25 protein-coding genes are annotated in these 24716 nt (G+C 35.3%); 19 read left to right on the top strand and 6 right to left on the bottom strand.

From position 1 onward, the window contains the following. Window positions 1-4 precede the first annotated feature (4 nt). Entirely contained in the window at window positions 5-547 is a 543-nt protein-coding gene (locus ACH0B5_RS09780) for a helix-turn-helix domain-containing protein (RefSeq protein WP_406927772.1), read from the bottom strand. Between the two features lie 221 nt (window positions 548-768). On the opposite strand from ACH0B5_RS09780, the gene ACH0B5_RS09775 reads away from it, so the two are divergent. Together ACH0B5_RS09775 and ACH0B5_RS09770 are read left to right on the top strand one after the other, a co-directional pair. Further along, window positions 769-1311: a peroxiredoxin gene (locus ACH0B5_RS09775; protein ID WP_341361837.1), complete on the top strand. Its 543-nt coding sequence runs from the start codon at window positions 769-771 to the stop codon at window positions 1309-1311. A gap of 50 nt (window positions 1312-1361) precedes the next feature. Beyond that, on the top strand, window positions 1362-1805 hold the full coding sequence (locus tag ACH0B5_RS09770; protein ID WP_406927771.1) for a TlpA family protein disulfide reductase: 444 nt from the start codon (window positions 1362-1364) through the stop codon (window positions 1803-1805). 47 nt (window positions 1806-1852) lie between these two features. Here ACH0B5_RS09770 and ACH0B5_RS09765 read toward each other — a convergent pair whose 3' ends face one another. After that, the gene (locus ACH0B5_RS09765; RefSeq protein WP_341361838.1) at window positions 1853-2614 is read right to left on the bottom strand and encodes a DUF2935 domain-containing protein; all 762 of its coding nucleotides are present in this window, start codon (window positions 2612-2614) and stop codon (window positions 1853-1855) included. Between the two features lie 425 nt (window positions 2615-3039). Here ACH0B5_RS09765 and ACH0B5_RS09760 point away from each other — a divergent pair, with 425 nt between their 5' ends. The 3 genes from ACH0B5_RS09760 (at window position 3040) to ACH0B5_RS09750 (ending at window position 5435) form a co-directional block, all read left to right on the top strand. Next, a complete protein-coding gene (locus tag ACH0B5_RS09760; RefSeq protein ID WP_122972388.1) occupies window positions 3040-3399 on the top strand; it encodes a Na-translocating system protein MpsC family protein in 360 nt (119 codons plus the stop codon). Between the two features lie 300 nt (window positions 3400-3699). Next, a complete protein-coding gene (locus tag ACH0B5_RS09755; protein WP_341361839.1) occupies window positions 3700-4491 on the top strand; it encodes a formate/nitrite transporter family protein in 792 nt (263 codons plus the stop codon). A gap of 284 nt (window positions 4492-4775) precedes the next feature. Further along, window positions 4776-5435, top strand: coding sequence for a potassium channel family protein (locus tag ACH0B5_RS09750; protein ID WP_122972386.1), 660 nt, complete (start codon window positions 4776-4778; stop codon window positions 5433-5435). 58 nt (window positions 5436-5493) lie between these two features. On the opposite strand, the gene rnjA is transcribed toward ACH0B5_RS09750, so the two are convergent. Further along, complete coding sequence (gene rnjA / locus ACH0B5_RS09745) at window positions 5494-7161, bottom strand: ribonuclease J1 (protein ID WP_122972385.1); 1668 nt, start codon at window positions 7159-7161, stop codon at window positions 5494-5496. Window positions 7162-7166: 5 nt separating this feature from the next. Then, window positions 7167-7376 (bottom strand): DNA-dependent RNA polymerase subunit epsilon, encoded by a 210-nt coding sequence (locus ACH0B5_RS09740; protein ID WP_122972384.1) that lies wholly within the window; start codon window positions 7374-7376, stop codon window positions 7167-7169. Window positions 7377-7856: 480 nt separating this feature from the next. Here ACH0B5_RS09740 and ACH0B5_RS09735 point away from each other — a divergent pair, with 480 nt between their 5' ends. Further along, entirely contained in the window at window positions 7857-8627 is a 771-nt protein-coding gene (locus ACH0B5_RS09735) for a Cof-type HAD-IIB family hydrolase (protein WP_122972383.1), read from the top strand. Window positions 8628-8749: 122 nt separating this feature from the next. On the opposite strand, the gene def is transcribed toward ACH0B5_RS09735, so the two are convergent. Continuing rightward, window positions 8750-9307, bottom strand: a complete 558-nt coding sequence (def, locus tag ACH0B5_RS09730; protein ID WP_122972382.1) for a peptide deformylase — start codon at window positions 9305-9307, stop codon at window positions 8750-8752. Window positions 9308-9701: 394 nt separating this feature from the next. Here def and pdhA point away from each other — a divergent pair, with 394 nt between their 5' ends. The 11 genes from pdhA to ACH0B5_RS09675 all read left to right on the top strand — a co-directional run bounded on the left by pdhA (window position 9702) and on the right by ACH0B5_RS09675 (window position 21606). Then, window positions 9702-10814, top strand: coding sequence for a pyruvate dehydrogenase (acetyl-transferring) E1 component subunit alpha (gene pdhA, locus ACH0B5_RS09725; protein ID WP_122972381.1), 1113 nt, complete (start codon window positions 9702-9704; stop codon window positions 10812-10814). A 3-nt stretch (window positions 10815-10817) separates the two neighbouring features. Next, window positions 10818-11795, top strand: a complete 978-nt coding sequence (locus ACH0B5_RS09720; RefSeq protein ID WP_122972380.1) for an alpha-ketoacid dehydrogenase subunit beta — start codon at window positions 10818-10820, stop codon at window positions 11793-11795. 28 nt (window positions 11796-11823) lie between these two features. Then, window positions 11824-13185: a dihydrolipoamide acetyltransferase family protein gene (locus tag ACH0B5_RS09715; RefSeq protein WP_341361840.1), complete on the top strand. Its 1362-nt coding sequence runs from the start codon at window positions 11824-11826 to the stop codon at window positions 13183-13185. Window positions 13186-13188: 3 nt separating this feature from the next. Beyond that, the gene (lpdA, locus tag ACH0B5_RS09710; RefSeq protein WP_122972378.1) at window positions 13189-14601 is read left to right on the top strand and encodes a dihydrolipoyl dehydrogenase; all 1413 of its coding nucleotides are present in this window, start codon (window positions 13189-13191) and stop codon (window positions 14599-14601) included. 188 nt (window positions 14602-14789) lie between these two features. Then, window positions 14790-16394: an ATP-binding protein gene (locus ACH0B5_RS09705; RefSeq protein ID WP_341361842.1), complete on the top strand. Its 1605-nt coding sequence runs from the start codon at window positions 14790-14792 to the stop codon at window positions 16392-16394. Further along, window positions 16387-17076, top strand: coding sequence for a response regulator (locus ACH0B5_RS09700; protein ID WP_122972376.1), 690 nt, complete (start codon window positions 16387-16389; stop codon window positions 17074-17076). The genes ACH0B5_RS09705 and ACH0B5_RS09700 overlap by 8 nt, the downstream gene beginning before the upstream one ends. A gap of 236 nt (window positions 17077-17312) precedes the next feature. Continuing rightward, on the top strand, window positions 17313-18332 hold the full coding sequence (locus tag ACH0B5_RS09695; protein ID WP_122972375.1) for a tripartite tricarboxylate transporter substrate binding protein: 1020 nt from the start codon (window positions 17313-17315) through the stop codon (window positions 18330-18332). Between the two features lie 66 nt (window positions 18333-18398). Next, window positions 18399-18848: a tripartite tricarboxylate transporter TctB family protein gene (locus ACH0B5_RS09690; protein ID WP_122972374.1), complete on the top strand. Its 450-nt coding sequence runs from the start codon at window positions 18399-18401 to the stop codon at window positions 18846-18848. A 15-nt stretch (window positions 18849-18863) separates the two neighbouring features. After that, window positions 18864-20390, top strand: a complete 1527-nt coding sequence (locus tag ACH0B5_RS09685) for a tripartite tricarboxylate transporter permease (RefSeq protein WP_122972373.1) — start codon at window positions 18864-18866, stop codon at window positions 20388-20390. A gap of 147 nt (window positions 20391-20537) precedes the next feature. Further along, entirely contained in the window at window positions 20538-20954 is a 417-nt protein-coding gene (locus ACH0B5_RS09680; RefSeq protein WP_341361843.1) for a CidA/LrgA family protein, read from the top strand. Further along, a complete protein-coding gene (locus ACH0B5_RS09675; RefSeq protein WP_341361844.1) occupies window positions 20926-21606 on the top strand; it encodes an LrgB family protein in 681 nt (226 codons plus the stop codon). Before ACH0B5_RS09680 ends, ACH0B5_RS09675 begins: the two co-directional genes overlap by 29 nt. Window positions 21607-21665: 59 nt before the next feature. On the opposite strand, the gene ACH0B5_RS09670 is transcribed toward ACH0B5_RS09675, so the two are convergent. Beyond that, a complete protein-coding gene (locus ACH0B5_RS09670) occupies window positions 21666-23135 on the bottom strand; it encodes an aminotransferase class I/II-fold pyridoxal phosphate-dependent enzyme (RefSeq protein ID WP_122972370.1) in 1470 nt (489 codons plus the stop codon). A 142-nt stretch (window positions 23136-23277) separates the two neighbouring features. Between ACH0B5_RS09670 and ACH0B5_RS09665 the strand changes: the two genes are divergently transcribed. Together ACH0B5_RS09665 and ACH0B5_RS09660 are read left to right on the top strand one after the other, a co-directional pair. Continuing rightward, window positions 23278-24237: an NAD(P)H-dependent flavin oxidoreductase gene (locus tag ACH0B5_RS09665; RefSeq protein WP_406927770.1), complete on the top strand. Its 960-nt coding sequence runs from the start codon at window positions 23278-23280 to the stop codon at window positions 24235-24237. A gap of 22 nt (window positions 24238-24259) precedes the next feature. After that, entirely contained in the window at window positions 24260-24529 is a 270-nt protein-coding gene (locus ACH0B5_RS09660; protein ID WP_122972368.1) for a UPF0223 family protein, read from the top strand. Window positions 24530-24716: the final 187 nt, after the last annotated feature.

The following is a 24716-nucleotide window of genomic DNA, read 5'->3' as shown; positions in this document are numbered from 1 at the left end:
CCTCCTATAAATAAGATTCTGTCGCTACTAATAACAATTCTGTTTTGCCATTGTTGGCGTTGAAAATTTGATGATTAGATGATGCTTCATAATAAATAGCGTTCCCTTCACTAGCGATATATTCTTCTTCACCTATTACGAGTCGTATGCGACCTTTTAGTACATAGATAAAGGTTTCGGCTAAGGAAGGTTCAAATTGTTTGTATTCACCATCTTTTTGAAGAGTTAAAATAACAGGTTCCATTTCTTTTTCATTCGAAGTTGGTATGAGCCATTGGATTTTATAGTTTTTCTCTTCATCAATATAGGAAGTTTGATTGTCTTTGTTATAAACAACCTTTTGCTCCTGTAACGAATCGTCAAAGAATTCCTTTGGAGTCGTTCCTAAAACTTCTAATATTGAAAATAATGTCTCAATTGATGGGGAATTTAAATCCCGTTCTAGCTGTGAAATATATCCCTTTGTTAAATCTGTACGTTCACCTAACTCTTCTTGTGTAAGACCTTTTTTTAGTCGCAATGCTTTAATTTTCGCACCAATTTGCATGTTATAACTCCTTGAATTGTTTAGTATACATAAACTTCAAATATAAAAGTTTACTATAACAAAACTTTTTGTTTATTATTAACGATACAATTATACAAAATTCGAGTAAAAAATCAATAGAATATTTCTCGGAAGTGGAAATTTCTCCAACTAAATGAATATGTTGTTAGTTGAATGGAAGAATTTCTTATTGAAATTGGTTTAAACGTGGAGGGAAGGAAATGACGGAACTACAAGTAGGAAAACAAGCTCCTCTGTTTGAAATGGATGCGGTAATGCCAGATAAAAGCTTTGGGAAAGTGTCGTTAAAAGAAAATATACAACAGGAGAAATGGACTGTTTTATTTTTTTATCCTATGGACTTTACCTTTGTCTGCCCAACAGAAATTACGGCTATTTCAGATCAATATGAGCTATTTGAAGATTTGGATACTGAAGTTATCGGTGTTTCAACCGATACGGTTTATACCCATTTAGCTTGGATTAATACGGATCGAACGAAAAACGGACTTGGCCAGTTAAAATATCCCCTTGCAGCAGATCATAATCATCAAGTTGCCAAAAAATATGGAGTATTAGTCGAGGAGGAAGGAGTTGCATTGAGGGGGTTATTTATTATAAGTCCGGAAGGGCAGCTTCAATATCAATCAATTCATCATGATAATATTGGTAGAGATGTCGACGAAGTATTAAGGGTACTTCAAGCCCTTCAAACAGGTGGATTATGTCCTGCAAACTGGCGGCCTGGAGATGAAACTTTGTAGATATTTCGAAAGGGGGGAGTTCTTCTCAATTTCTTTCAAGGAGGATGTTTATGAAATTACGTTCACCAATGCCTGAATTGATGGGAGAAACGAAATGGTTAAACGGTGCAGTATCAAATCAAGAGTTAGTAGGAAAGAAACCAACTTTAATTCATTTTTGGTCGGTTAGTTGTCATTTATGTAAAGAGATAATGCCTGAAGTTATCCAATTAAAAGAGCGGTACAAAAATGAGTTGAATATGATTGCAGTGCATATGCCTCGATCCTATGAAGATACCGACGTCGATAAAATTAAGAAGGTGGCAAAAAAATATAAAATATCCCATCCTATTTTTATTGATAATGCCCTGAAGTTAAGTGATGCCTTCGAAAACGAATATGTTCCAGCCTATTATGTTTTTGATAAGTTTGGTTTACTTAGACATTTTCAGTCGGGTGGTAGCGGCATGAAAATGCTCGAAAAGAGAATAAATGAAATACTAGCAGAAAATTAAGCAGATTAAAGAGAAAAGTGTAGCATTTAGTTGCTACACTTTTTCATTTAAATTGCTTTTGATTGTGCTAGTTTCATTAAATAATATTGTTCTTCTCTTGCCATATGATCTGCCATCGATACTGAAAAAATACCTAGTACTTCAGCATTTAACTCCATTTCTTCCAATTCGTTTAAAAAGGTTTTGAATAATCCTATTTCTACTTCAACATCATGGTTAAATTTTGATAGGGCGGGAAATTTACTTATATTTGTTCGTAAGTAGCCTGTTAACTCAATCGCTTTTAAATAAAATTGTTCAAAATGTTTTGTAAAGGTATGGCTTTTTTCTTTTAATCTTTTTTCTACACCGTCCAGCCGATCGTTAATAGCCCCCGCGTGTCCGGAAGCATCGACTAACCATAATAAATGATGATGTAATTCATGGAAGATTGGTGGGGCTTTCCCTTGTTTTAAATAGCTTAATATTAGTAAATATTCCTCTAACTCATTAACCATATGATTAATAAAAGTAGGCGTAAGGTGGATTTTAATATTTCCTGTGATATGGCGTTTAATAATCGATAGTTTAAAGTCTCTTAGTTGGTTAGCAGCCTCTTCTACTTTAATAGTAAACGGTTGCATATTGGATTCATTCAACATTTTTACTTGGGCTAAAAGTTGATCGAATTGTTGAATAAAATAAGTTGCTTTCGCAATATCATCTTTTTCTGATGGATAAAGTGAATCATGGATAAATCGAGCGTGATCCCCTAAAACTTGTAACCAAAATCGATGTTCAAAAACGGCACTCTTTACATAATCGGACAAGTTATACCCACTCCTTTTTTCACTTCATCTTAAAGTATTCAAAGATGCTCCAGTTTATTAAAAAATCACTACCCTTTATAAATAAAATTCATAATGTTTTTAGTTTATTTAACTTTATTAATCCGATTATTAATTGGTCGGGGAGTAATTAGTGAAAGGGATAAAAGTATTTGGAATGCATATTTTTATAATCAAAAACTTAGAATGGGGAAATTTAGATATTGGATGTAGAACTGTTGATTGAGTTAAAAAATATTTGAATAGGGTGTTTATGAATAAATACATAATGTATAACTTAGAACTGTAACAGTCACACTGTAATTATATTGTTTAATTCTTGGATTGACTTTCTTTTAGCGTTCATGATGATCTTTTGGAGATTCCCTTTTTTAGAGCCAATTCTACGTATAGAGGGGGAGGAAAACTTGTCAAAATTAGTTCATGAATTCAATGACATGATACGAAAACTACGGAAAGAGTCATTTGGGAAGGGACCTGAACGAATTCATACAGTTTTTATTGAAAATATGGCCATCGCTACGTTATATGGAAATTTAACACCGACGGAAAAGTTTATCACGGGTTCGGAAGATGGAAAGGATATGGTACATGCAGCGAGGACGAAAATGATTCAAGAAATTTATGCGAAAAGTCCACCCGAAGGAATGGAAGAACTCATTGGAGCGAAGTTGGTTCATCTTTTCAACGATATCAAGGTAGAAGAAGATATTGCCATATCAGTTTTCGTTTTTGATAGGGATATTACAGAAAATAGAAAGGAATAATATAGGCTCTTACTTTATAGTGACAATCAATTTATTATAAGAAAATAAAAAAGTGTTGCAGTAAATGCCATTATACGTTAAAATGAAAAACGTTTCCAAAACAAATATAGTGAAAACATAGAATGGTAAATAAGTAAGACCTGCTTATTTGCTTTTATATGAATTCTATATATGTATAATTATGATGGTTTGATTTCTTTGTATCGAGTGCAGAGGCGTTAGGCAGCATCTCAAAAACCTTTTTGTAAAAAAAGGTTTTTAAGGTGCTGCCTTTTTTAATTAGAAATAGGAGGAATATTTATGGCATTTCATAAACCGCAAAAAATTGCAGAAATTACGATAGAAACAGGAGTGACGAAGACAAAGCTTCCTTTTTCACATCTGTTGTTGCTTGGATTTTTAGGAGGAGCATTTATTTCACTAGGCTATTTACTAGATATTCGTGTCATTGGTGATTTGCCTAAAGAATGGGGAAGTCTATCTAATTTAATTGGGGGAGCAGTTTTCCCTGTTGGTCTAATATTAATTGTTCTAGCTGGGGCAGAACTGATTACGGGAAATCTGATGTCGGTCTCCATGGCATATTATGCAAAGAAAATTACTTTAGGTAGTCTTGTTCATAATTGGGTTTGGGTTACGTTAGCAAATCTAGTGGGAGCACTTTTTGTAGCTTATTTCTTTGGACATGTAGTTGGTTTAACTGAGATGGGTCCATATTTGGATAAAACGGTGGCAATTGCAGAGTCAAAAGTAGATCATACGTTTTTAGAAACTTTTGTTTCGGCGATTGGTTGTAACTGGCTTGTATGTTTAGCGATTTGGTTAGCTTATGGAGCAGATGATTTTATTGGAAAAATTGCAGGCATTTGGTTCCCAATTATGGCGTTTGTCGCAATTGGCTTCCAACACGTTGTTGCGAATATGTTTGTAATACCTGCAGCAATTTTTGCAGGACAGATGACTTGGGTTGAGTTTATTGGAAACATCATTCCAACGTTCCTTGGTAATGTAGTAGGTGGAGCGATTTTTGTTGGATTGCTTTATTGGTATGTTTACGATAAACAAGCAAGTAAAGTTCAAAAACCTCGTTAAATTTTTGAGAAACGAACACTAATTTAGGAAACGATTATAAAAAATAATACGAAAAACTGTCTAGTTCTCTTAGGGGCTACTTTAATTTCTTCTTATTAGAAATTGAAGTAGCCCTTTGGTTTATTTTCTCCATATCGTTTTACAACAAATACTAACCAAAAAGAAGTTTTAAAGCAGGATAAAGTACTGTAAATATGTTTAGATTTTTTACAATCGTAGTTTGTACAAAACGATAATACTAGGTTAAAATAGTATCATTGATGTTTTTTGTACGGAGGGGCATAATGAAAAAAGAATTTGTAGTAATAGGATTAGGTCGTTTTGGGGGTAGTATTGTACGGGAGTTAGTTCGATTAGGGGCGGATGTTTTAGCAATTGATAATTCTGCTGAAAGAGTAGATGAATACGCGAAAATTGCTACCCAGAGCGTCATTGCAGATACGACGGATGAGGAAGTTATTAAATCCTTGGGTATTCGAAACTTTGAGCATGTTATAGTAGCCATTGGAGAAAACATTCAAGCGAGTATACTAACGACGTTAATTTTAAAAGAGCTCGGTGTTGAACAAATAACGGTAAAAGCCCACAATGATTACCATGCAAAAGTATTAAAGAAAATTGGAGCAGATCATGTCGTTCATCCTGAACGGGATATGGGGATTCGTATTGCGAATAATATTATGTCCAATAATGTATTAGATTATTTAGAGTTGTCCGATGAGCATTCAATAATGGAAATTCGAGCCAACGATCGAATTGCTGGATTTTCTTTAATTGATCTAGATATCCGTGCGAAATATGGAATTAATATTGTTGGAATTAAAAGAGGGGAAACGATTGTGATTTCTCCAGCAGCTGACGATAAAATATTATTAGGCGATATTTTGTTAGTGATAGGAGCCGATGTAGATATTAATCGCTTTGTAAAAAAGGCGATGAGCTAAAAAAATTTCCTCATTAAAATAAAGGAAAGGGTTGTCTAAAATAGGACAACCCTTATTTTTATACTTCCATAATAATAGGTAAAATCATTGGTCGACGTTTTGTTTTTTCGAATAAATATGGTCCTAAAACGTCGGTAATTTCATTTTTCAATTCAGTCCACTGAGTAGATTTTCCTTGAATCATTTCATTTAAATGACTATTTAACATTTTTTGTGCTTCACTAATAAGCGTTCCAGATTCCCGCATGTAAACAAAACCACGGGAGATAATATCAGGTCCAGCGACAATTTTTTGTTTCTTCATATCTACACTAACAACGACGATGACTAATCCTTCTTCTGAAAGAATACGGCGATCTCTTAATACAATATTGCCGATATCTCCAATACCACTACCATCGATGTATACATCACCAGAAGGAATTCGACCAGCTACGTGGGCTTCATTGGAACTTAATGCTAAAACGTCCCCATTTTCCATAACAAATGTATTTTCAATAGGTACGTCACAATCTTCCGCAAGGTTCGTGTGCATTTTTAACATGCGATATTCACCGTGAATTGGCATGAAAAACTTCGGTTTAATTAGTCGAAGCATTAATTTTTGTTCTTCTTGTGATCCGTGGCCGGAAGTATGGATATTGTTTAATGAACCATGGATTACTTCAGCACCTGCACGGAACAATAGATTAATAATTTTATTAACACTCATAGTATTTCCTGGTATTGGTGAAGAAGAGAATACTACTGTATCACCAGGTTGGATTTGGATTTGTCGATGGGTACCATTTGCAATTCGTGATAATGCTGCCATCGGTTCCCCTTGAGAGCCTGTACATAAAATCATCACTTCATTTGCTGGTAAACGGTTGATCGTTTGTGCATCGACAAAAGTTTCCTTTGGTGCAGTTATATAACCTAGTTCGCGACCGATGGAAATGGCATTATCCATCGAGCGTCCGAAAACAGCAATTTTACGGCCATATTGGGCAGCCGCATCTGTCACTTGTTGAAGACGATGGATGTTTGATGCAAAGGTTGCAAAAATAATACGTCCTTCAACTTTTCGTAAAATATCATGAATACTTTCGCCAACTTTACGTTCAGACATCGTAAAGTTTGGAACTTCTGCATTCGTACTATCAGATAATAAACAAAGTACACCATCTCGGCCGATTTCCGCCATTTTCGTTAAGTTTGCAGGTTCTCCTACTGGAGTAAAGTCAAACTTAAAGTCTCCTGTATGGACGATGTTTCCAGGAGGTGTTTTAACGACAATCCCAAAGGCATCTGGAATACTATGTGTTGTACGGAAGAAGCTGACAGATGTTTTTCTAAACTTAATGACGTCGTCTTCTTTAATCTCGATTAATTTTGTTGTTCGAAGTAAACCGTGTTCATCCAGTTTATTGCGCAATAAACCTAAAGCAAGCTTCCCACCGTATACAGGAATATTCACTTGGCGTAATAAATAAGGAATACCGCCAATATGGTCTTCGTGTCCATGGGTAATAAATAGACCTTTAATTTTATCAGCGTTACGTACTAAATAAGTGTAATCCGGTATAACATAGTCGATTCCTAATAAATCGTCTTCAGGAAATTTGATTCCAGCATCGATGACAATAATTTCATCCTGGAATTGTACTGCATATGTGTTTTTACCGATTTCGCCCAGTCCGCCGAGAGCGAAAACAGCCGCTTGATCATTTTTTACAAATTTCATAAATATTAAGCGTTCTCCAAGCGGAAGTTCGGGCTATTTTTTTCATACTCTAAATAGTTGCCCTCTAGCAATTGAATATATTCAATGTTGTAGTTACGGTCTTTTAAATACTCGCGGACTTCTCTTTCAGAAGATGCTTCTAAATAAAGACTCTTTGTATTTTCGCGAACTGGTACCTCTAAAGCATTTTCTTGATAATAAACTTTGTAAATCATATTTTCTCTCCTTTAATTAACGTACATTTTCTTGCATCGACTAGATTTTAAAAATTCCATTGTGCCTTAGAAAATATAGCAGAATATTGGCTCAATCATATACTAAAATCTACGACATTTTCTAGAAGCTTTATCTTTCTTCAGTAAATAGACTATTTAAACATTGAAAACACCTGTCTCCATATTACCATCAATTGGTTGAAGAGTCTTGTTTTGAAGAAAGATAAATGTCTCTAATCTTTTAAATGATGCATTTCCTTTATATTATCATGCGTCTCCTTTAAAATAAAGAAAAGCCCTTCGATTTTGAAGGGCTTAAGCAATTGATTTTTTTCCGAGGATGCCATTTAATCGTTTCAAAATTTTCTTTTTGAGTCGTTTTAACATGGCACATCACTCCTTAAGTTAATTATACTGTTATTTTTCTATATGTAAAGTATTTTTCATTTACATATAAATATGCATTGAGAGGGTTTTGACATGACAAACATACTATTTTTTGATGTTGATGGAACACTTTATAATACGAGGAAGGAAATACCGAATTCTGCCAAAGAAGCTATAGAGCGAGCCCGACAAAATGGGTATGAAATTGCTATTGCGACAGGTAGAGCGCCCTTTATGATTCAAAGTATTTTAGAGGAGTTAAATATTGATACATACGTTACGTTTAATGGCCAATATGTCGTCTATAAAGGGAAGGTCATCTATACAGATAGCGTTCCGAAAGAGTATTTATCTAAAATTATTGAATTCGGTCACAAAAGAAATCATCCGGTTGTTTTCTTAGATGATAAAGAAATGATTGCTTCTGTTGAAGGAAACCCATTTATAGAAGAAAGTATAAATACACTTCAATACCCTTATCCTGTCTCAAACCCTTCCTTTTATGAAAATGCTGAGGTATACCAAACGCTTATTTTTATTGAAGAAAAAGACGAAAAAGTTTACCATGAGACTTTTCCGGAAGTGAAATTTATTAGATGGCATCGATATTCCTGTGATATTATTCCGAAAGACGGATCGAAGGCGAGAGGGATAAAAAAATTATTGGAGAAAATGAATATTCCGATTGAAAATTCCATCGCATTCGGAGATGGTTTGAATGATATTGAAATGCTACAAGCTGTTGGGACATCTGTTGCGATGGGAAATGGCCACGAGCAAACAAAAAGGGTAGCTACTTACATTGCGGATCATGTTGATAATGATGGTTTGTCTAAAGCGATGAAAGAGCTTCGAATTATATAGATTCAAATGAAACATTGTTATTTATTATTAGTTTATGTAGGACATTGATACCTACCTAGACTATAATTAAAATATTTTGTTAATAATGAAGGAGGTGTCTTATAAGACACCTCCTTTATCTATTATTCACCGTTAAGTGGGAATGAATCCGGTACTTGAGCGAAAGGATTTTCTTCATTAATGTGATCGTAGAACATCACACCATTTAAATGATCTAATTCATGTTGGAATGCAACGGCTGGTAAACCATTTAAACGAATTTTCTTTTCTTCACCATCAACTGTATAAAATTTAGCAGTGATTCGTGCATAACGAGGAACATAGCCAGGTATTTCACGATCGACGGATAAACAACCTTCACCTGAAGGTATATAAGTTTTTTCTACAGAATGACTGACGATTTTTGGGTTGATTGCAACAAAACTATAAAGTTCCCCTTTATCATCTTCTACATGTAAGGCGAACATTCTTTTTAGTTGATTGACTTGATTGGCAGCTAAACCAATACCAGGACGAAGACCATATTTTTCAGCAATCTCTGGATTTTGACTATTGATTAAATATTCCAATAGGTCAGAGGCAAGTTTACGATCATCTTCAGTTAAAGGAAATGTCACTTCCTCTGCTCTTGTTCGTAATGATGGATGACCTTCACGAATAATATCTTTCATTAAAATCATATTTATTCTTCCTTTCAACAGCTACTATGTAATTAAAGTATACAAAACTGACGATTATATTTTAAAAATATCATATGTTTTACTTTTTTGCTTTAGAAAAGTTTAACTATAACAGTATATGTAAATATAAAAATGAAGGAATGATAATTTTAGAAAAATTATGTAATGAAAACAAATGAAATGTTAAGTTGAAATGTTCTGTTATAATACAGTTCTCTTTTTCGGTATAACAGATTGATTTTGGAGAGAAAATAAGAATTTGAGAAAAAAAGTGTAAATTAAACAATAATCAATGATTGACCGAATGAAATTATTTTTATATACTCAATCTAACAATATATTGTACTATTTTTTTTGAGAGAAATTTTAATACAGAACTAAGGAGAGGTGCTTTATGGGAGAAAAAATTTCAAAACAATTTGATCCAACTGCTATTTTACAAGAGATCGAAAGTAAGTTTGAGATGTTCCAAATTTTAAATGAAGAGGGAAAAATCGTTAATGAAGATGCTGTTCCTGATTTAACGGATGAAGAATTAGTTGAACTAATGACTCGTATGGTTTACACACGAATTTTAGATCAACGTTCGATTTCTTTAAATCGTCAAGGTAGATTAGGTTTCTATGCACCGACTGCAGGTCAAGAAGCATCTCAATTAGCTTCTCATTTTGCATTGGAAAAAGAAGACTGGATTTTACCTGGTTATCGTGATGTTCCTCAAATCGTATGGCACGGCCTTCCGTTATGGAAAGCGTTTTTATTTAGCCGTGGGCATTTTGTAGGGAACCAAATTCCAGAAGGGGTTAACGTTGTACCTCCACAAATTATTATCGGGGCACAATACGTTCAAACAGCTGGAGTAGCGTTAGGTATTAAAAAACGTGGAACAAAAAATGTTGCGATTACTTATACAGGTGACGGTGGTTCTTCTCAAGGTGACTTCTATGAAGGAATTAACTTTGCAGGAGCCTTTAAATCACCAGCTATTTTCGTCGTACAAAATAACCAATATGCGATTTCAACACCACGTGACGTTCAAACTGCCGCAAAAACAATTGCTCAAAAAGGGATTGCAGCCGGAATTCCAAGTATTTTAGTTGACGGTATGGATCCATTAGCAGTTTATGTAGCGACTCGTTATGCTCGTGAACGTGCAGTCAATGGTGATGGACCTTCCTTAATTGAAACAATGTGTTACCGTTACGGACCACATACAATGTCTGGTGATGACCCAACTCGATACCGTACAACGGATATTGATAATGAATGGGCAGCTAAAGATCCAATCGTTCGCTTCAGAATTTACCTAGAAGGCAAAGGATTATGGTCTGAAGAAAAAGAAACAGAAGTAATTGAACGTGCTAAAGAAGAAATAAAAGCAGCGATTAAAAAAGCTGATGAAACACCAAAACAAAAAGTAACAGATTTAATTGAAAATATGTTCGAAGAAAAACCTTATAATTTACAAGAGCAATATGAAATCTATAAAGCGAAGGAGTCGAAATAACCTATGGCACAAATGACAATGATTCAAGCAATTACGGATGCACTACGTTGCGAACTAAAAGACGATGAGAATGTTTTAGTGTTCGGTGAGGACGTAGGTGTAAACGGTGGGGTATTCCGTGCAACGGAAGGCCTTCAAAATGAATTTGGCGCCGATCGTGTATTTGATACACCGCTAGCTGAATCTGGAATTGGTGGGTTAGCAGTCGGGTTATCATTAACAGGTTTTCGACCAGTTCCTGAAATTCAATTTTTCGGTTTCGTATATGAAGTAATGGATTCAATTAACGGTCAGTTAGCTCGTTACCGTTATCGAACAGGCAATACTTATGCGATGCCAGTGACAATCCGTTCGCCTTTCGGTGGTGGCGTTCATACACCTGAAATGCACTCTGATAGTTTAGAAGGTTTAATGGCTCAACAACCTGGATTAAAAGTTGTCATCCCTTCAACTCCTTACGATGCGAAAGGGTTACTTATTTCATCTATTCGTGATAATGATCCAGTTATTTTCTTAGAGCATTTAAAACTATATCGTTCAGTACGTGAAGAGGTACCAGAAGAGTCTTATACAATACCACTTGGTAAAGCTGATGTGAAACGTGAAGGGAAAGATTTAACGATTATCGCATACGGCTTAATGGTTCATGAAAGTTTAAAAGCAGCTGAAGAGCTTGAAAAAGAAGGATACTCAGTAGAAGTGATTGACTTACGCACGATTCAACCGCTTGATATTGATACAATTATTGCGTCTGTTGAAAAAACAAACCGTGCAATCGTTGTACAAGAAGCTCAAAAACAAGCTGGTATTGCGGCGAATGTCGTAGCTGAAATTACAGAGCGTGCTATTTTAAGTTTAGAAGCACCGGTTTTACGTGTAGCAGCTCCTGATACAGTATATCCATTCCCACAAGCTGAAAATATTTGGTTACCGAATTATAAAGATATTTTAGAAACAGCGAAAAAAGTTTTAACATTCTAATGATTCGTAGATAGAAAGGGTGAAATAAATGGCGTTTGAATTCCGCATGCCTGACATTGGAGAAGGTATTCATGAAGGTGAAATTGTAAAGTGGTTCGTTAAACCAGGTGACAAAATTCAAGAAGATGATGTACTATGTGAGATTCAAAATGATAAAGCAGTCGTTGAAATGCCTTCACCAGTAGAAGGAACAATTGAGGAAATCGTCGTGGAAGAAGGCTCAGTAGCAGTCGTTGGAGATGTTATTATCCGTATCGATGCCCCTGGATATGAAAATCTTCAGTTTAAAGGCGATGATCATCACAAGGAAGAACAATCTACCGCTACTACGAGTGCGCAAGTTCAAGGTACAGCAGAAAACGGTGGTCCTGTAGAAAAAGCACCAGTCGAAGGTGATTCGAAAGAAACTGAATCAAAGCAAACGACAACGCCAGTTACAGCTGCTGCAACTGCAAACAATGAGCGTGTAATCGCAATGCCATCCGTACGTAAATATGCTCGAACAAACGATGTAGATATTCATTTAGTGAGCGGAACAGGAAAAAATGGCCGCATTTTAAAATCTGATATCGATAACTATTTAAATGGTGGTGCGAAAAGCAAACCAGAAACAGATTCAACGGTTGAAGAAACGAAATCAGAAACAACAACTACTACTGTCGAAGCACCCGTTAGCTTTGAAGGAGAATTCCCTGAAACACGTGAAAAAATTTCTGGTATTCGAAAAGCGATTGCAAAAGCAATGGTTCATTCTAAACAAACGGCGCCTCACGTTACGTTAATGGACGAAGTAGATGTAACTGAATTAGTTGCCCATCGTAAGAAATTTAAAAATATTGCTTTAGAAAAAGGAATTAAACTAACTTACTTACCTTACGTGGTGAAAGCATTAGTTTCCACTTTACGTGAATTCCCAGACTTAAATCGTTCATTCGATGACGCGACAAATGAAATTATTCAAAAGCACTATTATAATATTGGTATTGCAGCCGATACAGAAAAAGGATTACTTGTACCAGTTGTAAAACATGCTGACCGCAAGTCCATTTTCAAAATTTCTTCGGAAATTAATGAACTTGCAACAAAAGCTCGTGAAGGAAAACTTTCACCAAATGACATGAAAGGTGGAACATGTTCGATCACGAATATTGGTTCTGCTGGAGGTCAATGGTTTACTCCTGTCATTAACCATCCTGAAGTAGCAATTTTAGGAATTGGAAGAATTTCAGAAAAACCTGTAATAAAAAATGGTGAAATTGTAGGGGCACCTGTGTTAGCATTATCATTGAGCTTTGATCATCGTATGATCGACGGCGCCACAGCGCAAAATGCTTTAAATCATTTAAAACGTTTGCTCAGTGACCCGGAACTTTTATTAATGGAGGCGTAAAAAATGGTAGTAGGAGATTTCGCAATTGAAATTGATACTTTAGTCGTTGGAGCAGGCCCTGGTGGTTATGTAGCCGCAATTCGTGCAGCTCAAACTGGACAAAAAGTAACAATTGTAGAAAAAGATGTATTAGGTGGCGTTTGCTTAAACGTAGGATGTATTCCTTCAAAAGCTTTAATTTCTGTTGGTCACCGTTTTGAACATGCTAAACATTCAGAAGATATGGGAGTTATTGCTTCTGAAGTGAAACTTGATTTTGAAAAAGTTCAAGCTTTCAAAAATAGCGTTGTTAACAAATTAACTGGCGGTGTAGAAGGCCTATTAAAAGGAAATAAAGTAAATATCGTTAAAGGTGAAGCATACTTCGTTGATGCTAACACAGTTCGTGTGATTGACGGGGATTCTGCTCAAACATATACATTTAAAAACGCAATTTTAGCTACAGGTTCTCGCCCTGTTGAAATTCCAACATTTAAATTTTCTGATCGCGTTTTAAATTCAACTGGCGCTCTTAACTTAAAAGAATTACCACAAAAATTAGTCGTTATCGGTGGCGGTTATATCGGTACAGAATTAGGTTCTGCATTTGCAAACTTTGGTACTGAAGTAACAATTATCGAAGGTGGTAAAGATATTTTAGCTGGCTTCGAAAAACAAATGACTCAAATCGTTAAAAAGGGCTTAAAGAAAAAAGGTGTAACAATCGAAGTAAACGCATCTGCTAAAGGTGTTGTTGAAAACGAAAATGGCGTAGTTGTTACTTATGAAGTTGGTGGAGAAGAGAAAACTGTTGAAGCTGACTATGTATTAGTAACAGTAGGTCGTCGTCCAAACACGGATGAGCTTGGCTTAGAACAAATTGGTATTGAGTTTGCAGAGCGTGGTTTATTAAAAGTTGATAAACAATGCCGTACAAACATTCCTAACATTTATGCAATTGGTGATATCGTTGCTGGACCACAACTTGCTCATAAAGCTTCTTACGAAGGTAAAGTAGCTGCAGAAGCAATCGCTGGTGAAAAATCAATCGTAGATTACTTAGCTATTCCAGCTGTATGTTTCACAGATCCAGAAATGGCAACTGTTGGTTACAGTGAAGAACAAGCAAAAGCTGAAGGTTTAGAAGTAAATGTGGCTAAATTCCCATTCGCTGCGAATGGTCGTGCCCTTGCTTTAAACCAAACTGAAGGTTTTGTAAAATTAGTAGCTCGTAAAGAAGACGGTTTACTTGTAGGTGCTCAAATTGTTGGTGCTGGCGCTTCTGATATGATTTCGGAATTATGTTTAGCAATTGAAGGTGGAATGACTGCTGAAGATGTATCTTTAACAATTCACCCACACCCAACATTAGGTGAAATTACAATGGAAACTGCTGAAGTATTACTTGGCAACCCAATCCATATCATTTCAAAATAATAATATGTTTAAAACGTATTCATTCTGCAATTTTGTAGATGAATACGTTTTTTTGTTTGCTTTGGTATAAAAAATAGGGTGCGATTTTCATATACTGCTTTTTAGCTGAATAATCAAAACCTACAAAATTTTCGCTAAGTTGATTATAATGATGATAGTTCATTATATTTTATTTTTAGGGAGAACCGATGAAATCTCATACGTTACAGTCGAAAATATTTACATATAATATTTTCGTTATTTTATTAATTATAGTTGCCATTGGCATTTCATTTTACTTTACATTATCAAGTGTCATTAAAAATGAAATTGGTTTAAAAGCAGTACAAATTGCTAAAACAACAGCTAATCGTCCGGATATTATTGCAGGTTTTTATGCCGATAATCCATCAGAAGTACTTCAACCAATCGCTGAAGAAATAAGACGGGAAACCGATGCCGAATATGTCGTAATTGGGAATGAAGAAGGGATTCGTTATGCCCATCCAGTTGAGGAACGTATCGGTCAAAAAATGGTCGGAGATGATAACGAAGATGCGCTAGAAAAGGGACTAACTTATATTTCAGAGGCAACTGGAACCCTTGGGCCAGCCATTAGGGGGAAAACACCGGTCATTGGATATGAAGGCGAAATTATTGGAGTTGTATCAGTTGGATATTTAAAAACAGACCTTAGTACAATGTTTTTAAGATACTTGGATAATATTGTTTATATTTTAATTTTTGGTATAATGATAGGAATTATTTTCTCGTCCCTTCTATCAAAACGTTTAAAAAAGGAACTACTAGATTACGAACCAATCGAAATCGCCGAGCTGTTAAAACAACAAAATGCCCTTATTGAATCCGTACGAGAAGGAATTATTATGGTGGATCATAAAGGGACGATTACGGTTGTCAATTCGGCAGCTCACAAAACATTGTCTATTAGCGAAGATGTTCCATTAGTCGGCAAAGACATACGTGAAGTAATTCCGAACTCCCATTTATTTGAGGTTCTATCTACCGGTGAAAGACAGTTGGATCGACCGATGATTATAGCTGGAAAGAAAACCGTTGTAAATCGAATCCCTATTTTAAATGGTGGTAAAGTAGTCGGTGCTGTTTCAAGCTTCCGTTTACAATCGGAAATTGATCGTTTAGCACTGGAACTTTCCCAAGTAAAAAAATATGCCGAAGCATTACGTGCCCAAACCCATGAATATAATAATTTCTTATATACGATTTCTGGTTTAATCCAGCTAGAAAATTATCATGAGGCACTGGATTTAATACATAGTGAACGGGCGGAACAAGGGAGTTTAATTCAATTTATATCCCAAAGATTTAATGATCCATTAATTAGTGGGATTTTAATCGGTTTTTATAATCGAGCGAAAGAATTGAAAATAAAATTAATTATCGATGAAGATAGCCTTTTAGAAAAGTTGCCTAAATCAATACAAAAACATCTTTTTGTATCGATTTTAGGAAATCTAGTAACAAATGCCTTTGAAGCTGTTGAACATCTAGAAGAAAAGGAGCGTTCAGTAAGGATATTAATACTAGATAATGGAAAGGAAATTTTAATTGAGATTGAAGATAGCGGCAACGGAATTGACGATGACATAAAAGATCATTTATTTGAAAAAAGAATAACAACAAAAAATGAGGAAAATCAGCATGGGTTTGGTCTAATAAAAGTAAAAGAAAATGTTGCGGAACTAGGAGGTGAAATATATATTGAAAATGGTGATTTAGGGGGAGCACTATTTATCATCGTGATTCAAAAAGGGGGGATTAATCATGCATGACATAATAGAAGTTTTAATCATTGAGGATGATAAAAGAATTGCACGCATTCATCAAAAATTTCTTGAAAAAATTGACGGGTTTCAAAATGTAGGAATTGCTTATAATGCGGAAGAGGCCTTTGAATGGATTGATTCCTTTCATCCACATTTAGTTTTATTAGATGTCTATTTTCCTGATAAATTAGGGACAGACATTTTAGAATATATTAAAATAAATAGTCCTGAGACGGACACAATTTTTATAACTGCAGCATCTGAAACAGAAATCTTAAAAAAAGCCTTTCATGGTGGTGTAGTAGACTATTTATTAAAACCGCTTACATTTGATAAATTTAAGGAAAGTTTAGAATCATATCGTTCTAAGAGATTGCTACTTGAAAAAAATGCCCATCTGGAAGAACATGAAATTAAAGAGATTTGGGCTTCTACGAAAGAAGCACAAAGATGGGATGATTTAACACCAAAAGGGATCGATGCGATTACGAAATCGAAAGTATATCAATATTTAGGTACATGTGAAAAAGGGGTAACTGCTGAAACATTAGGAAAAGATTTAGGAATTAGTCGCTCGACGGCAAGGCGTTATTTAGAACATTTAGTAGCTGACAATAAAGCCTATACAGATTTAATTTATGGAACAGTTGGTAGACCGGAAAGAAGGTACATATTAAAAAAAGAATAATAAGAAATTCCATAAAAAGGGAAGTTAAATTTAATAACGATTCCATTTAAATTGCACCAGTTTTGGTGCTTTTTTTATTTTTCTATTCATCTCTACATATTCTCGTGAACATTATGAACAAAATAGGCTTTATGGAATTAATATCATTTTATTTTACTTTTATTGTAATAAGTATGCGCTTTCATTAAAGTACAGTTAGACATTCATAAAAAATGGGGATGCATAAGGGGGATATTATGAAAAAACAATTAATGCTTAGTATTGTACTTACACTTTCTTTTATTTTAGCAGCGTGTGGTAGCAATAGTTCAAAATCTTCAAGTGAGGGAGATTCAAATTCTAGTTATCCAGAAAGTAATATCGTAATGGTTGCACCATCTGGAGCTGGTGGTGGCTGGGATTTAACAGCACGTGCTGTTTCAAAGGTTATGTCTGAAACAGGTTTAGTAGAAAAGGCAATTACAGTTGAAAATAGAGCCGGTGGTGGCGGAGCGGTATTTATGGCAGAGTTTGCTACAAAAGAAGCTAATAACGATTATATGTTAATGGCAAAATCACCACCAATTATTGTCAATAATTTAAAAGCAGAAGGAAATAGTCCTTACGGTTATAAAGATACAAAACCACTTGCTCAGTTAACGAGAGATTATGGAGCAATTGTTGTGAAAGCGGATTCACCATATAACAGTTTAACGGAAATATTAGATGCGATTAAAGAAGATCCTTCTTCTATTACATTAGCTGGTGGTTCAGCACCGGGCTCAATGGATCATCTAATTGGTATATTACCAGCCTTTAAGTATGGTATCGATCCGAAAAACGTAAAGTATGTTTCTTATGACGGTGGTGGAGAAGCGGTTGCAGCGTTATTAGGTGGAAATGCTGATATGATTGCTACAGATGCATCTGCAATAGGTGAATATGTGAAATCGGGGGATGTAAAAGTGTTAGCGGTTAGTTCAACTGAACGTTTAACAGGCGTCTTAGAAGATGTCCCAACATTCCAAGAACTAGGTATCGATGCAGAGTTCACGATTTGGAGAGGAATTTTCGGACCAAAAAATATGTCGGATGAAGCATTTGACTATTGGACGAAAAAATTCGAAGAAATGGTAGAAACAGAAGAATGGAAAACGGAATTAGAACGTAACGGTTGGGCAAGCGAATATCGTAATGCCGAAGAGTTTACAGCATTTTTAGAGGAACAGGAAAAAGTAATTGGTGACTTATTAAAAGCATTAGATATGCATAAATAATGTAATAGCTGTCCGATAAGAATTTCTTAGAGGACAGCCCATTTTTTTAATGAATGAGGTGCAGTGATGACAAAGACGTTTGATAAAATCGCTGGAATAGTTTTTTTATTAATAAGCATTTTATTTATTTCGGAAAGCTTGAAAATTTCCGGAAGTGCTTATGGCTCCACAATTGGACCAAAGACATATCCATTAATATTAGGAATTATATTAGGACTTTTAAGTTTACGTTTGTTATATGAAACATTTAAAAGTAAATCAGAAAATAAAGGGAAAACAACCTTTGAGTTTAAAAAATTTGGCATAATCTTTATTTCTGCTATTCTTTATATTTTTTTATTGGAAATCATCGGGTATGTGTTCTCAACTTTCATCTTTTTAGTCGTTGCATTCCAAGTGATGGAGAAAGGAAAAATCCTATCAACGATAATCATTTCAGCAATTTTCGCAATAGGTGTGTATACAATGTATGTTCAGTTGCTCGGTGGGGCATTACCGAAATTTTCGTTATTTTAAATAAGAGGTGTTGAAATGAGTACAATTCAATATTTATTTGATGGATTCGCTGTAGCACTTCAATGGCATAATTTATTATTTGCTTTTATTGGGGTAGTTATTGGAACTGCTGTTGGGGTTCTACCAGGGATAGGTCCAATGAGTGGAGTCGCATTGCTCATTCCGGTTACTGCTACTTTAACATCAGGAATGCCTACAGATGCTGCAGCCGCAAGCTCTATTATTTTATTAGCTGGAGTTTATTATGGTGCGATGTATGGAGGTTCTACAACTTCAATTTTATTAAATACACCTGGTGAGTCTTCATCGGTTGTGACAGCTTTAGATGGTTATCAAATGGCACAAAAAGGTCGAGCAGGTGCTGCGTTATCTATTGCAGCAATAGGTTCCTTTGTTGCGGGTATTATAGCTCTTCTTGGTCTAGTGCTATTAGCGAAACCATTATCGAATCTTGCATTAGAATTTGGACCGGCAGAATATTTTTCCCTTATGTTATTAGGGTTATGTGCTGTGAGTGGTTTAGCTGGAAAATCGATGACAAAAGCATTAATGATGACCGTATTTGGTTTAATGCTTGGTACGATTGGAATTGATGCAGTATCAGGGATTGCCCGTTTTACATATGATCTTCCAGTACTTTATGGAGGATTGGAATTTTTAACGATTGCTGTAGGGCTATTTGCATTAGGAGAAGTATTTAAAACGATTTTGGAAAGGGATAATGGTGATGCGCCTATAGCAAAAATCAATCGCATTTTGCCAACAAAACAAGATTTGAAAGATAGTGCGAAGCCAATTACCCGTGGTTCTTTACTTGGATTTTTCATTGGAGTATTACCAGGAGCTGGTGCAACGTTAGCATCCTTCTTTTCTTATATGACAGAAAAAAAGATAAGTAAAAATCCCGACTCCTTTGGGAAAGGAAATATTGCAGGCGTTGCAGCACCAGAATCAGCGAATAATGCAGCTTCAGGCGGTGCAATGATTCCACTATTAACATTAGGTATTCCAGGATCAGGAACAACAGCAATTTTAATGGGAGCACTTATTATGTATAATGTGCAACCAGGTCCTTTACTATTTGATGATCACCCTGAAATTGCTTGGGGATTAATTGCAAGTATGTTTATTGGAAACTTCGTTTTATTAATATTAAACATGCCTTTAGTAAAAGTGTTTGCAAAGATTATTCAAACGCCTAAAAAGTATTTACTACCAATTATTATTGCCATCTCCTTCTTTGGTGTTTATGCAGTCCAATATACAACCTTTGATTTATATTTATTGCTTGCTTGTGGTGTATTAGGGTATTTATTGTCAAAAAATGATTATCCTGTAGCACCAATTGTTTTAGCATTAGTACTTGGACCGATGATTGAGAATAATATGCGTCGAGCATTAACAATTTCAAATGGGGATTGGAGTATTTTTGTCACAAGTCCTTTATCCCTTGTATTTTTAATCATTGCTGCAGCGTGGATCATTGTGCCTTTAATTTTAAAAGTTACAGGTAGAAAAGTTATTGTAAATGAAGAAGAATAGAATTAAGGTATCATTTTTCGAGACAAAGTAGAAATTCTGCTTTGTCTTTCTTTTATTTTCTAACATTATAGACAGCTATTTTTCATAGGCGTACAATAACTGTATTAAGAAAGGGGGGAGGCAAAAGGTTAGCCCTTTTGCTAAAAGATGAGAATTATCCGTATTATAGCTCAAATCGCTATCTTATATATTTTTTATTATTTAGGAGTGTTCTTTGTAGAAATAACTAAGTTACCTTTACCAGCTAGTATTGTTGGTTTAATATTGCTCGCTATTTGTTTACAAATGAAATGGGTAAAGGTTGAATACATTCGAGAAGGAGCGGGCTTTCTCATTGCCTTTATGACGCTATTTTTCATTCCGCCAATTGTAGGAATTATTGATTATCCTGAGTTGTTGTCAATAGAAGGAATTATATTAATGGCGACGATATTTATTAGTACTGTATTTACTATATTATTTACGAGTAAATTAAGTGAAAAAATCGAACAAAAGGAATTAAAATTAAAGGAGAAAAGGGAAGGAGGCAACGAGGTTGTTAAAAGCAATCATCTTCATCATTAGTACAGTTGTTTTATTTTTGTTATTCAATCAATTACATAAAAAATATCCTTACCCTTTTTTATTGCCAATCTTAACAACAACAATCGTTATCATCGCAGCGCTGTTATTATTGAATATCCCTTTTTCCGACTATATGGAAGGTGGTAAGTATATTCAACATTTATTAGGACCTGCAGTCGTTGGGTTAGCGTATCCTTTATATAATCAAAAACAGTTAATCATGAAATTCAAATATACGATTCTATCGGGTATTTTCATCGCTATGTTTAGTGGTTTAATTAGTGTATATGTCATTTTAAAATTATTTAAATTGGATGATTCATATATTTTAACAGCCTTGCCAAAATCGTTGACGACTCCTATTGCGATGCAAGTGAGTGAAACGATTGGTGGAATTCCACCATTAACTGCAGTCTTCGTCATGATTGCAGGATTTACTGGAGCTTTATTTGGCTCGGTAATTTATAAGGTGGGGAAAGTTCATTCTCCTATTAGTAGAGGAATCTCCATGGGAAGTGCCAGTCACGGTGTTGGAATTACAAAGTTAAAAGAATATGGGGAAGAAGATTTGTCAATTGGTTCATTATCGATGGGATTAAGTGCAGTAATTGGTGCCATATTATGTCCGATTTTTGTATTTATCTTCTTTTGATGTAAAAAAAGAGGATGTCTTAAATAGAAGACATCCTCTTTTACTAGTTGAAATTGTAATTAAAAAATTGGTTTTCGTTCTTTAATAACGCGAATCGTTTTTAACGAAAGATCCTCTGGCCCTTGAACAGGTAATCCAGCTTCGATATTCATTTGGATATATCGGATATTATCTTCAGTAATTATTTCCCCAGGAATAAAAATAGGAATACCAGGGGGATATACCATGATGAATTCTGCACAAATATACCCAACAGATTCTTCTAACGGCATTACTTCTGTGCTAGAGTAGAAGGCATCTCGAGGTGTCATCGCAAGAGCTGGAATATCAGGGATATTTACGTTCGTTTCTTTTACGGATGCATCTGACTCAAAAGCTAATGACATTCTTTGTAGAGCATTCACTAGTAAATTAATTTCTTTTTTCGTATCCCCTAATGTTACTAAGCAGAGGATATTATAAAGGTCAGATAATTCAACTTCTATATTGGCGTTAAGACGTAACCATTCTTCAGCTTGATGACCTGTAATTCCTAAATCTTTTACACTGATTAGAATCTTTGTAATATCCATATCAAATGTTGCAGAGGAATGTAGTTTTTCTCTACCAGCCACTTTTAAGTGGGGAATTTTATTAATTCGTTTTCTTGCATCTTTAGCAAGGCGAATTGTTTCATCAATTAAATCATATCCATGTACTGCTAATTGACGTCTAGCACAGTCTAACGAAGCGAGTATTGGATATGAAGTTGAAGTAGTTGTTAACATCGAAAGAACGGATTGTACTCGGTTTACCGATACTAATCCTTCTTTTACGTTCAATACAGAACTTTGTGTCATCGAACCACCTAATTTATGCACGCTCGTTGCAGCCATATCTGCCCCTGCCTGCATAGCAGATATCGGTAATTCGTCATGGAATTTAATATGCACACCATGCGCTTCATCCACAATAACAGGGATGTTATGGGCATGGACAATATCAACAATTCGTTTTAAATCAGCTGCAAAACCAAAGTAAGTAGGATTAATCACTAACATAGCTTTTGCATCTGGATATGTTTTTAACGCTTTTTCAACCGATTCAGCTGATATACCATGAGCAATACCATATTCTTCATCGACTTCAGGATGGATAAAAATAGGGATGGCTCCAGCTAAAACAATTGCAGACATTGTTGATTTATGAACATTCCGTGGTACCAAAATTTTATCACCTGGACCGACGACAGTTAAAATCATCGCCATGATAGCGCCACTAGTACCTTGAACGGAAAAAAATGTATGGTCAGCACCAAAGGCTTCAGCAGCTAACTTTTGAGCTTCTTTAATAGCGCCTTTTGGTGAATGTAAATCATCTAGTGGAGCAATATTGATTAAATCAATTGATAAAACGTTGTCTCCGACGAACTCACGAAAGGCTGGGTCCATTCCTTGACCTTTTTTATGTCCAGGAATATGAAATTGTATTGGATGTCTATTTCGATGTTTGAGTAATACGTCGAACAATGGAGTCTCTAATTGTGACAACGCAGGTACCACCTCACTTTATATAAATTTTGAAAACAAGAAGAATTATAGCACCTATTCAACTTCATGACTACATAAATTTAAAGGAATTTTTCTAATGTGAGAGAAATTATTAATAGAATGTGAAAAAGGGGATGACGTTATGAACTGGGAAACAAGAATAACACGACTTTTAGGGATAAAATATCCAATTATTCAAGGAGGGTTAGCTTATTTAGCATACTCTGATTTAGCTGCTGCAGTATCGAATGCTGGGGGATTAGGTCAAATTACAGCAATGAGTTTAAAATCGCCGGAATTACTAAGGGAAGAAATTTATAAAACTCGGGAAAAAACTGATCGCCCCTTTGGAGTAAATTTTGCTATCGGAATGTATGGTAAAGGATATGAAGAAATGGTGGAGGTTGCAGTGGAAGAAAATGTACCTGTCATTTCAATGACGGGAGGTAATCCGGCACCAATCTTCCAATTATTAGAAGGGACAACAATAAAAAAGTTAGTATTAGTTGCTGCAAAAAGACAAGCCATAAAGGCTGAACAACTTGGAGCTGACGCGATCATGGTCGTGGGTCAAGAAGGGGGAGGTCATTTAGGGCGGGACGATGTTGGAACGATGGTACTTGTTCCTCAAGTAGTAGATAGTGTTTCCATTCCTGTAATCGCTTCTGGAGGTATTGGAGATGGCCGTGGATGGATGGCTGCCCATGCGTTAGGGGCTGAAGGTATTGAAATGGGGACAAGGTTTATTGCAACGAAGGAATGCGTCCATGCTTCACGGGAGTATATTAAAGCACTCCTACAAAGTTCAGAAACGGATACGACGATTATTAAACGGTCAATTGGTGCTCCTGCTCGTGCATTAAAAAATGAGTTTACAGAAAAAATTTTAGAAATAGAAAATAAAACACCTACATACGAGGCATTAAAAGATTATATTAGTGGAGAGGCAAATAAAAAATTTATTTATGATGGGGACAATCAAAATGGTTTTGGATGGGCTGGACAAGTAACGGGAATGATAAAAGATGTGCCATCCGTACAGGAGTTAATTGAGCGGATGGTTGCGCAAGCTGAACAAATAAGAGTAAAATGGGGTCACTAAAAATTTAAAGGTAGGGTTTTGTATGGAATATTCTTATCCACTATCACCAGATTGGTCAACAACTGAAATTATTGATGTGATAAAGTTTTTTGAAGGGGTAGAACAAGCATATGAAAAAGGAATTAAACGGGAAGATATGCTTGCTAGATATCGTCGCTTTAAAGAGATCGTCCCTTCTCAAGCGGAAGAAAAAACAGTCTTTCGTGAGTTTGAAGAAGTTAGTGGTTATGTAAGCTATAAAGTAGTAAAACAAACGAAAGAAAAAGAAGACGGTACAATCATTAAAATGTAACTAAAAAATTGTATGTATGAATTTTAAAGGATTTGGAATGCTATCATTTCAAATCCTTTTTAATGTGCGCCCGGCATGCTTATGAACTATAGGGTGCAAGTCCCGAACCTCGAAGACTGAAGTAGAGGTTAGCTAAGAGCAAGGGTGTCCGTGGCGACGCGGAATCTGAAGGAAGCTGGAGGCAAAA

The sequence above is a fragment of the Ureibacillus sp. 179-F W5.1 NHS genome (genome assembly GCF_045369345.1).
Taxonomy (GTDB): domain Bacteria; phylum Bacillota; class Bacilli; order Bacillales_A; family Planococcaceae; genus Ureibacillus; species Ureibacillus halotolerans.
The sequence above is the reverse complement of the archived record's forward strand: the minus strand, read 5'-3'. Positions and strand labels throughout refer to the sequence as shown.

Coding starts and splice junctions, on each gene's coding strand:
- ACH0B5_RS09780 (WP_406927772.1), bottom strand. CDS start 547: ATGCAAATTGGTGCGAAAATTAAAGCATTGCGACTAAAAAAAGGTCTT.
- ACH0B5_RS09775 (WP_341361837.1), top strand. CDS start 769: ATGACGGAACTACAAGTAGGAAAACAAGCTCCTCTGTTTGAAATGGAT.
- ACH0B5_RS09770 (WP_406927771.1), top strand. CDS start 1,362: ATGAAATTACGTTCACCAATGCCTGAATTGATGGGAGAAACGAAATGG.
- ACH0B5_RS09755 (WP_341361839.1), top strand. CDS start 3,700: ATGGCATTTCATAAACCGCAAAAAATTGCAGAAATTACGATAGAAACA.
- ACH0B5_RS09750 (WP_122972386.1), top strand. CDS start 4,776: ATGAAAAAAGAATTTGTAGTAATAGGATTAGGTCGTTTTGGGGGTAGT.
- rnjA (WP_122972385.1), bottom strand. CDS start 7,161: ATGAAATTTGTAAAAAATGATCAAGCGGCTGTTTTCGCTCTCGGCGGA.
- ACH0B5_RS09740 (WP_122972384.1), bottom strand. CDS start 7,376: ATGATTTACAAAGTTTATTATCAAGAAAATGCTTTAGAGGTACCAGTT.
- ACH0B5_RS09735 (WP_122972383.1), top strand. CDS start 7,857: ATGACAAACATACTATTTTTTGATGTTGATGGAACACTTTATAATACG.
- def (WP_122972382.1), bottom strand. CDS start 9,307: ATGATTTTAATGAAAGATATTATTCGTGAAGGTCATCCATCATTACGA.
- pdhA (WP_122972381.1), top strand. CDS start 9,702: ATGGGAGAAAAAATTTCAAAACAATTTGATCCAACTGCTATTTTACAA.
- ACH0B5_RS09720 (WP_122972380.1), top strand. CDS start 10,818: ATGGCACAAATGACAATGATTCAAGCAATTACGGATGCACTACGTTGC.
- ACH0B5_RS09715 (WP_341361840.1), top strand. CDS start 11,824: ATGGCGTTTGAATTCCGCATGCCTGACATTGGAGAAGGTATTCATGAA.
- lpdA (WP_122972378.1), top strand. CDS start 13,189: ATGGTAGTAGGAGATTTCGCAATTGAAATTGATACTTTAGTCGTTGGA.
- ACH0B5_RS09705 (WP_341361842.1), top strand. CDS start 14,790: ATGAAATCTCATACGTTACAGTCGAAAATATTTACATATAATATTTTC.
- ACH0B5_RS09700 (WP_122972376.1), top strand. CDS start 16,387: ATGCATGACATAATAGAAGTTTTAATCATTGAGGATGATAAAAGAATT.
- ACH0B5_RS09695 (WP_122972375.1), top strand. CDS start 17,313: ATGAAAAAACAATTAATGCTTAGTATTGTACTTACACTTTCTTTTATT.
- ACH0B5_RS09690 (WP_122972374.1), top strand. CDS start 18,399: ATGACAAAGACGTTTGATAAAATCGCTGGAATAGTTTTTTTATTAATA.
- ACH0B5_RS09685 (WP_122972373.1), top strand. CDS start 18,864: ATGAGTACAATTCAATATTTATTTGATGGATTCGCTGTAGCACTTCAA.
- ACH0B5_RS09680 (WP_341361843.1), top strand. CDS start 20,538: ATGAGAATTATCCGTATTATAGCTCAAATCGCTATCTTATATATTTTT.
- ACH0B5_RS09665 (WP_406927770.1), top strand. CDS start 23,278: ATGAACTGGGAAACAAGAATAACACGACTTTTAGGGATAAAATATCCA.
- ACH0B5_RS09660 (WP_122972368.1), top strand. CDS start 24,260: ATGGAATATTCTTATCCACTATCACCAGATTGGTCAACAACTGAAATT.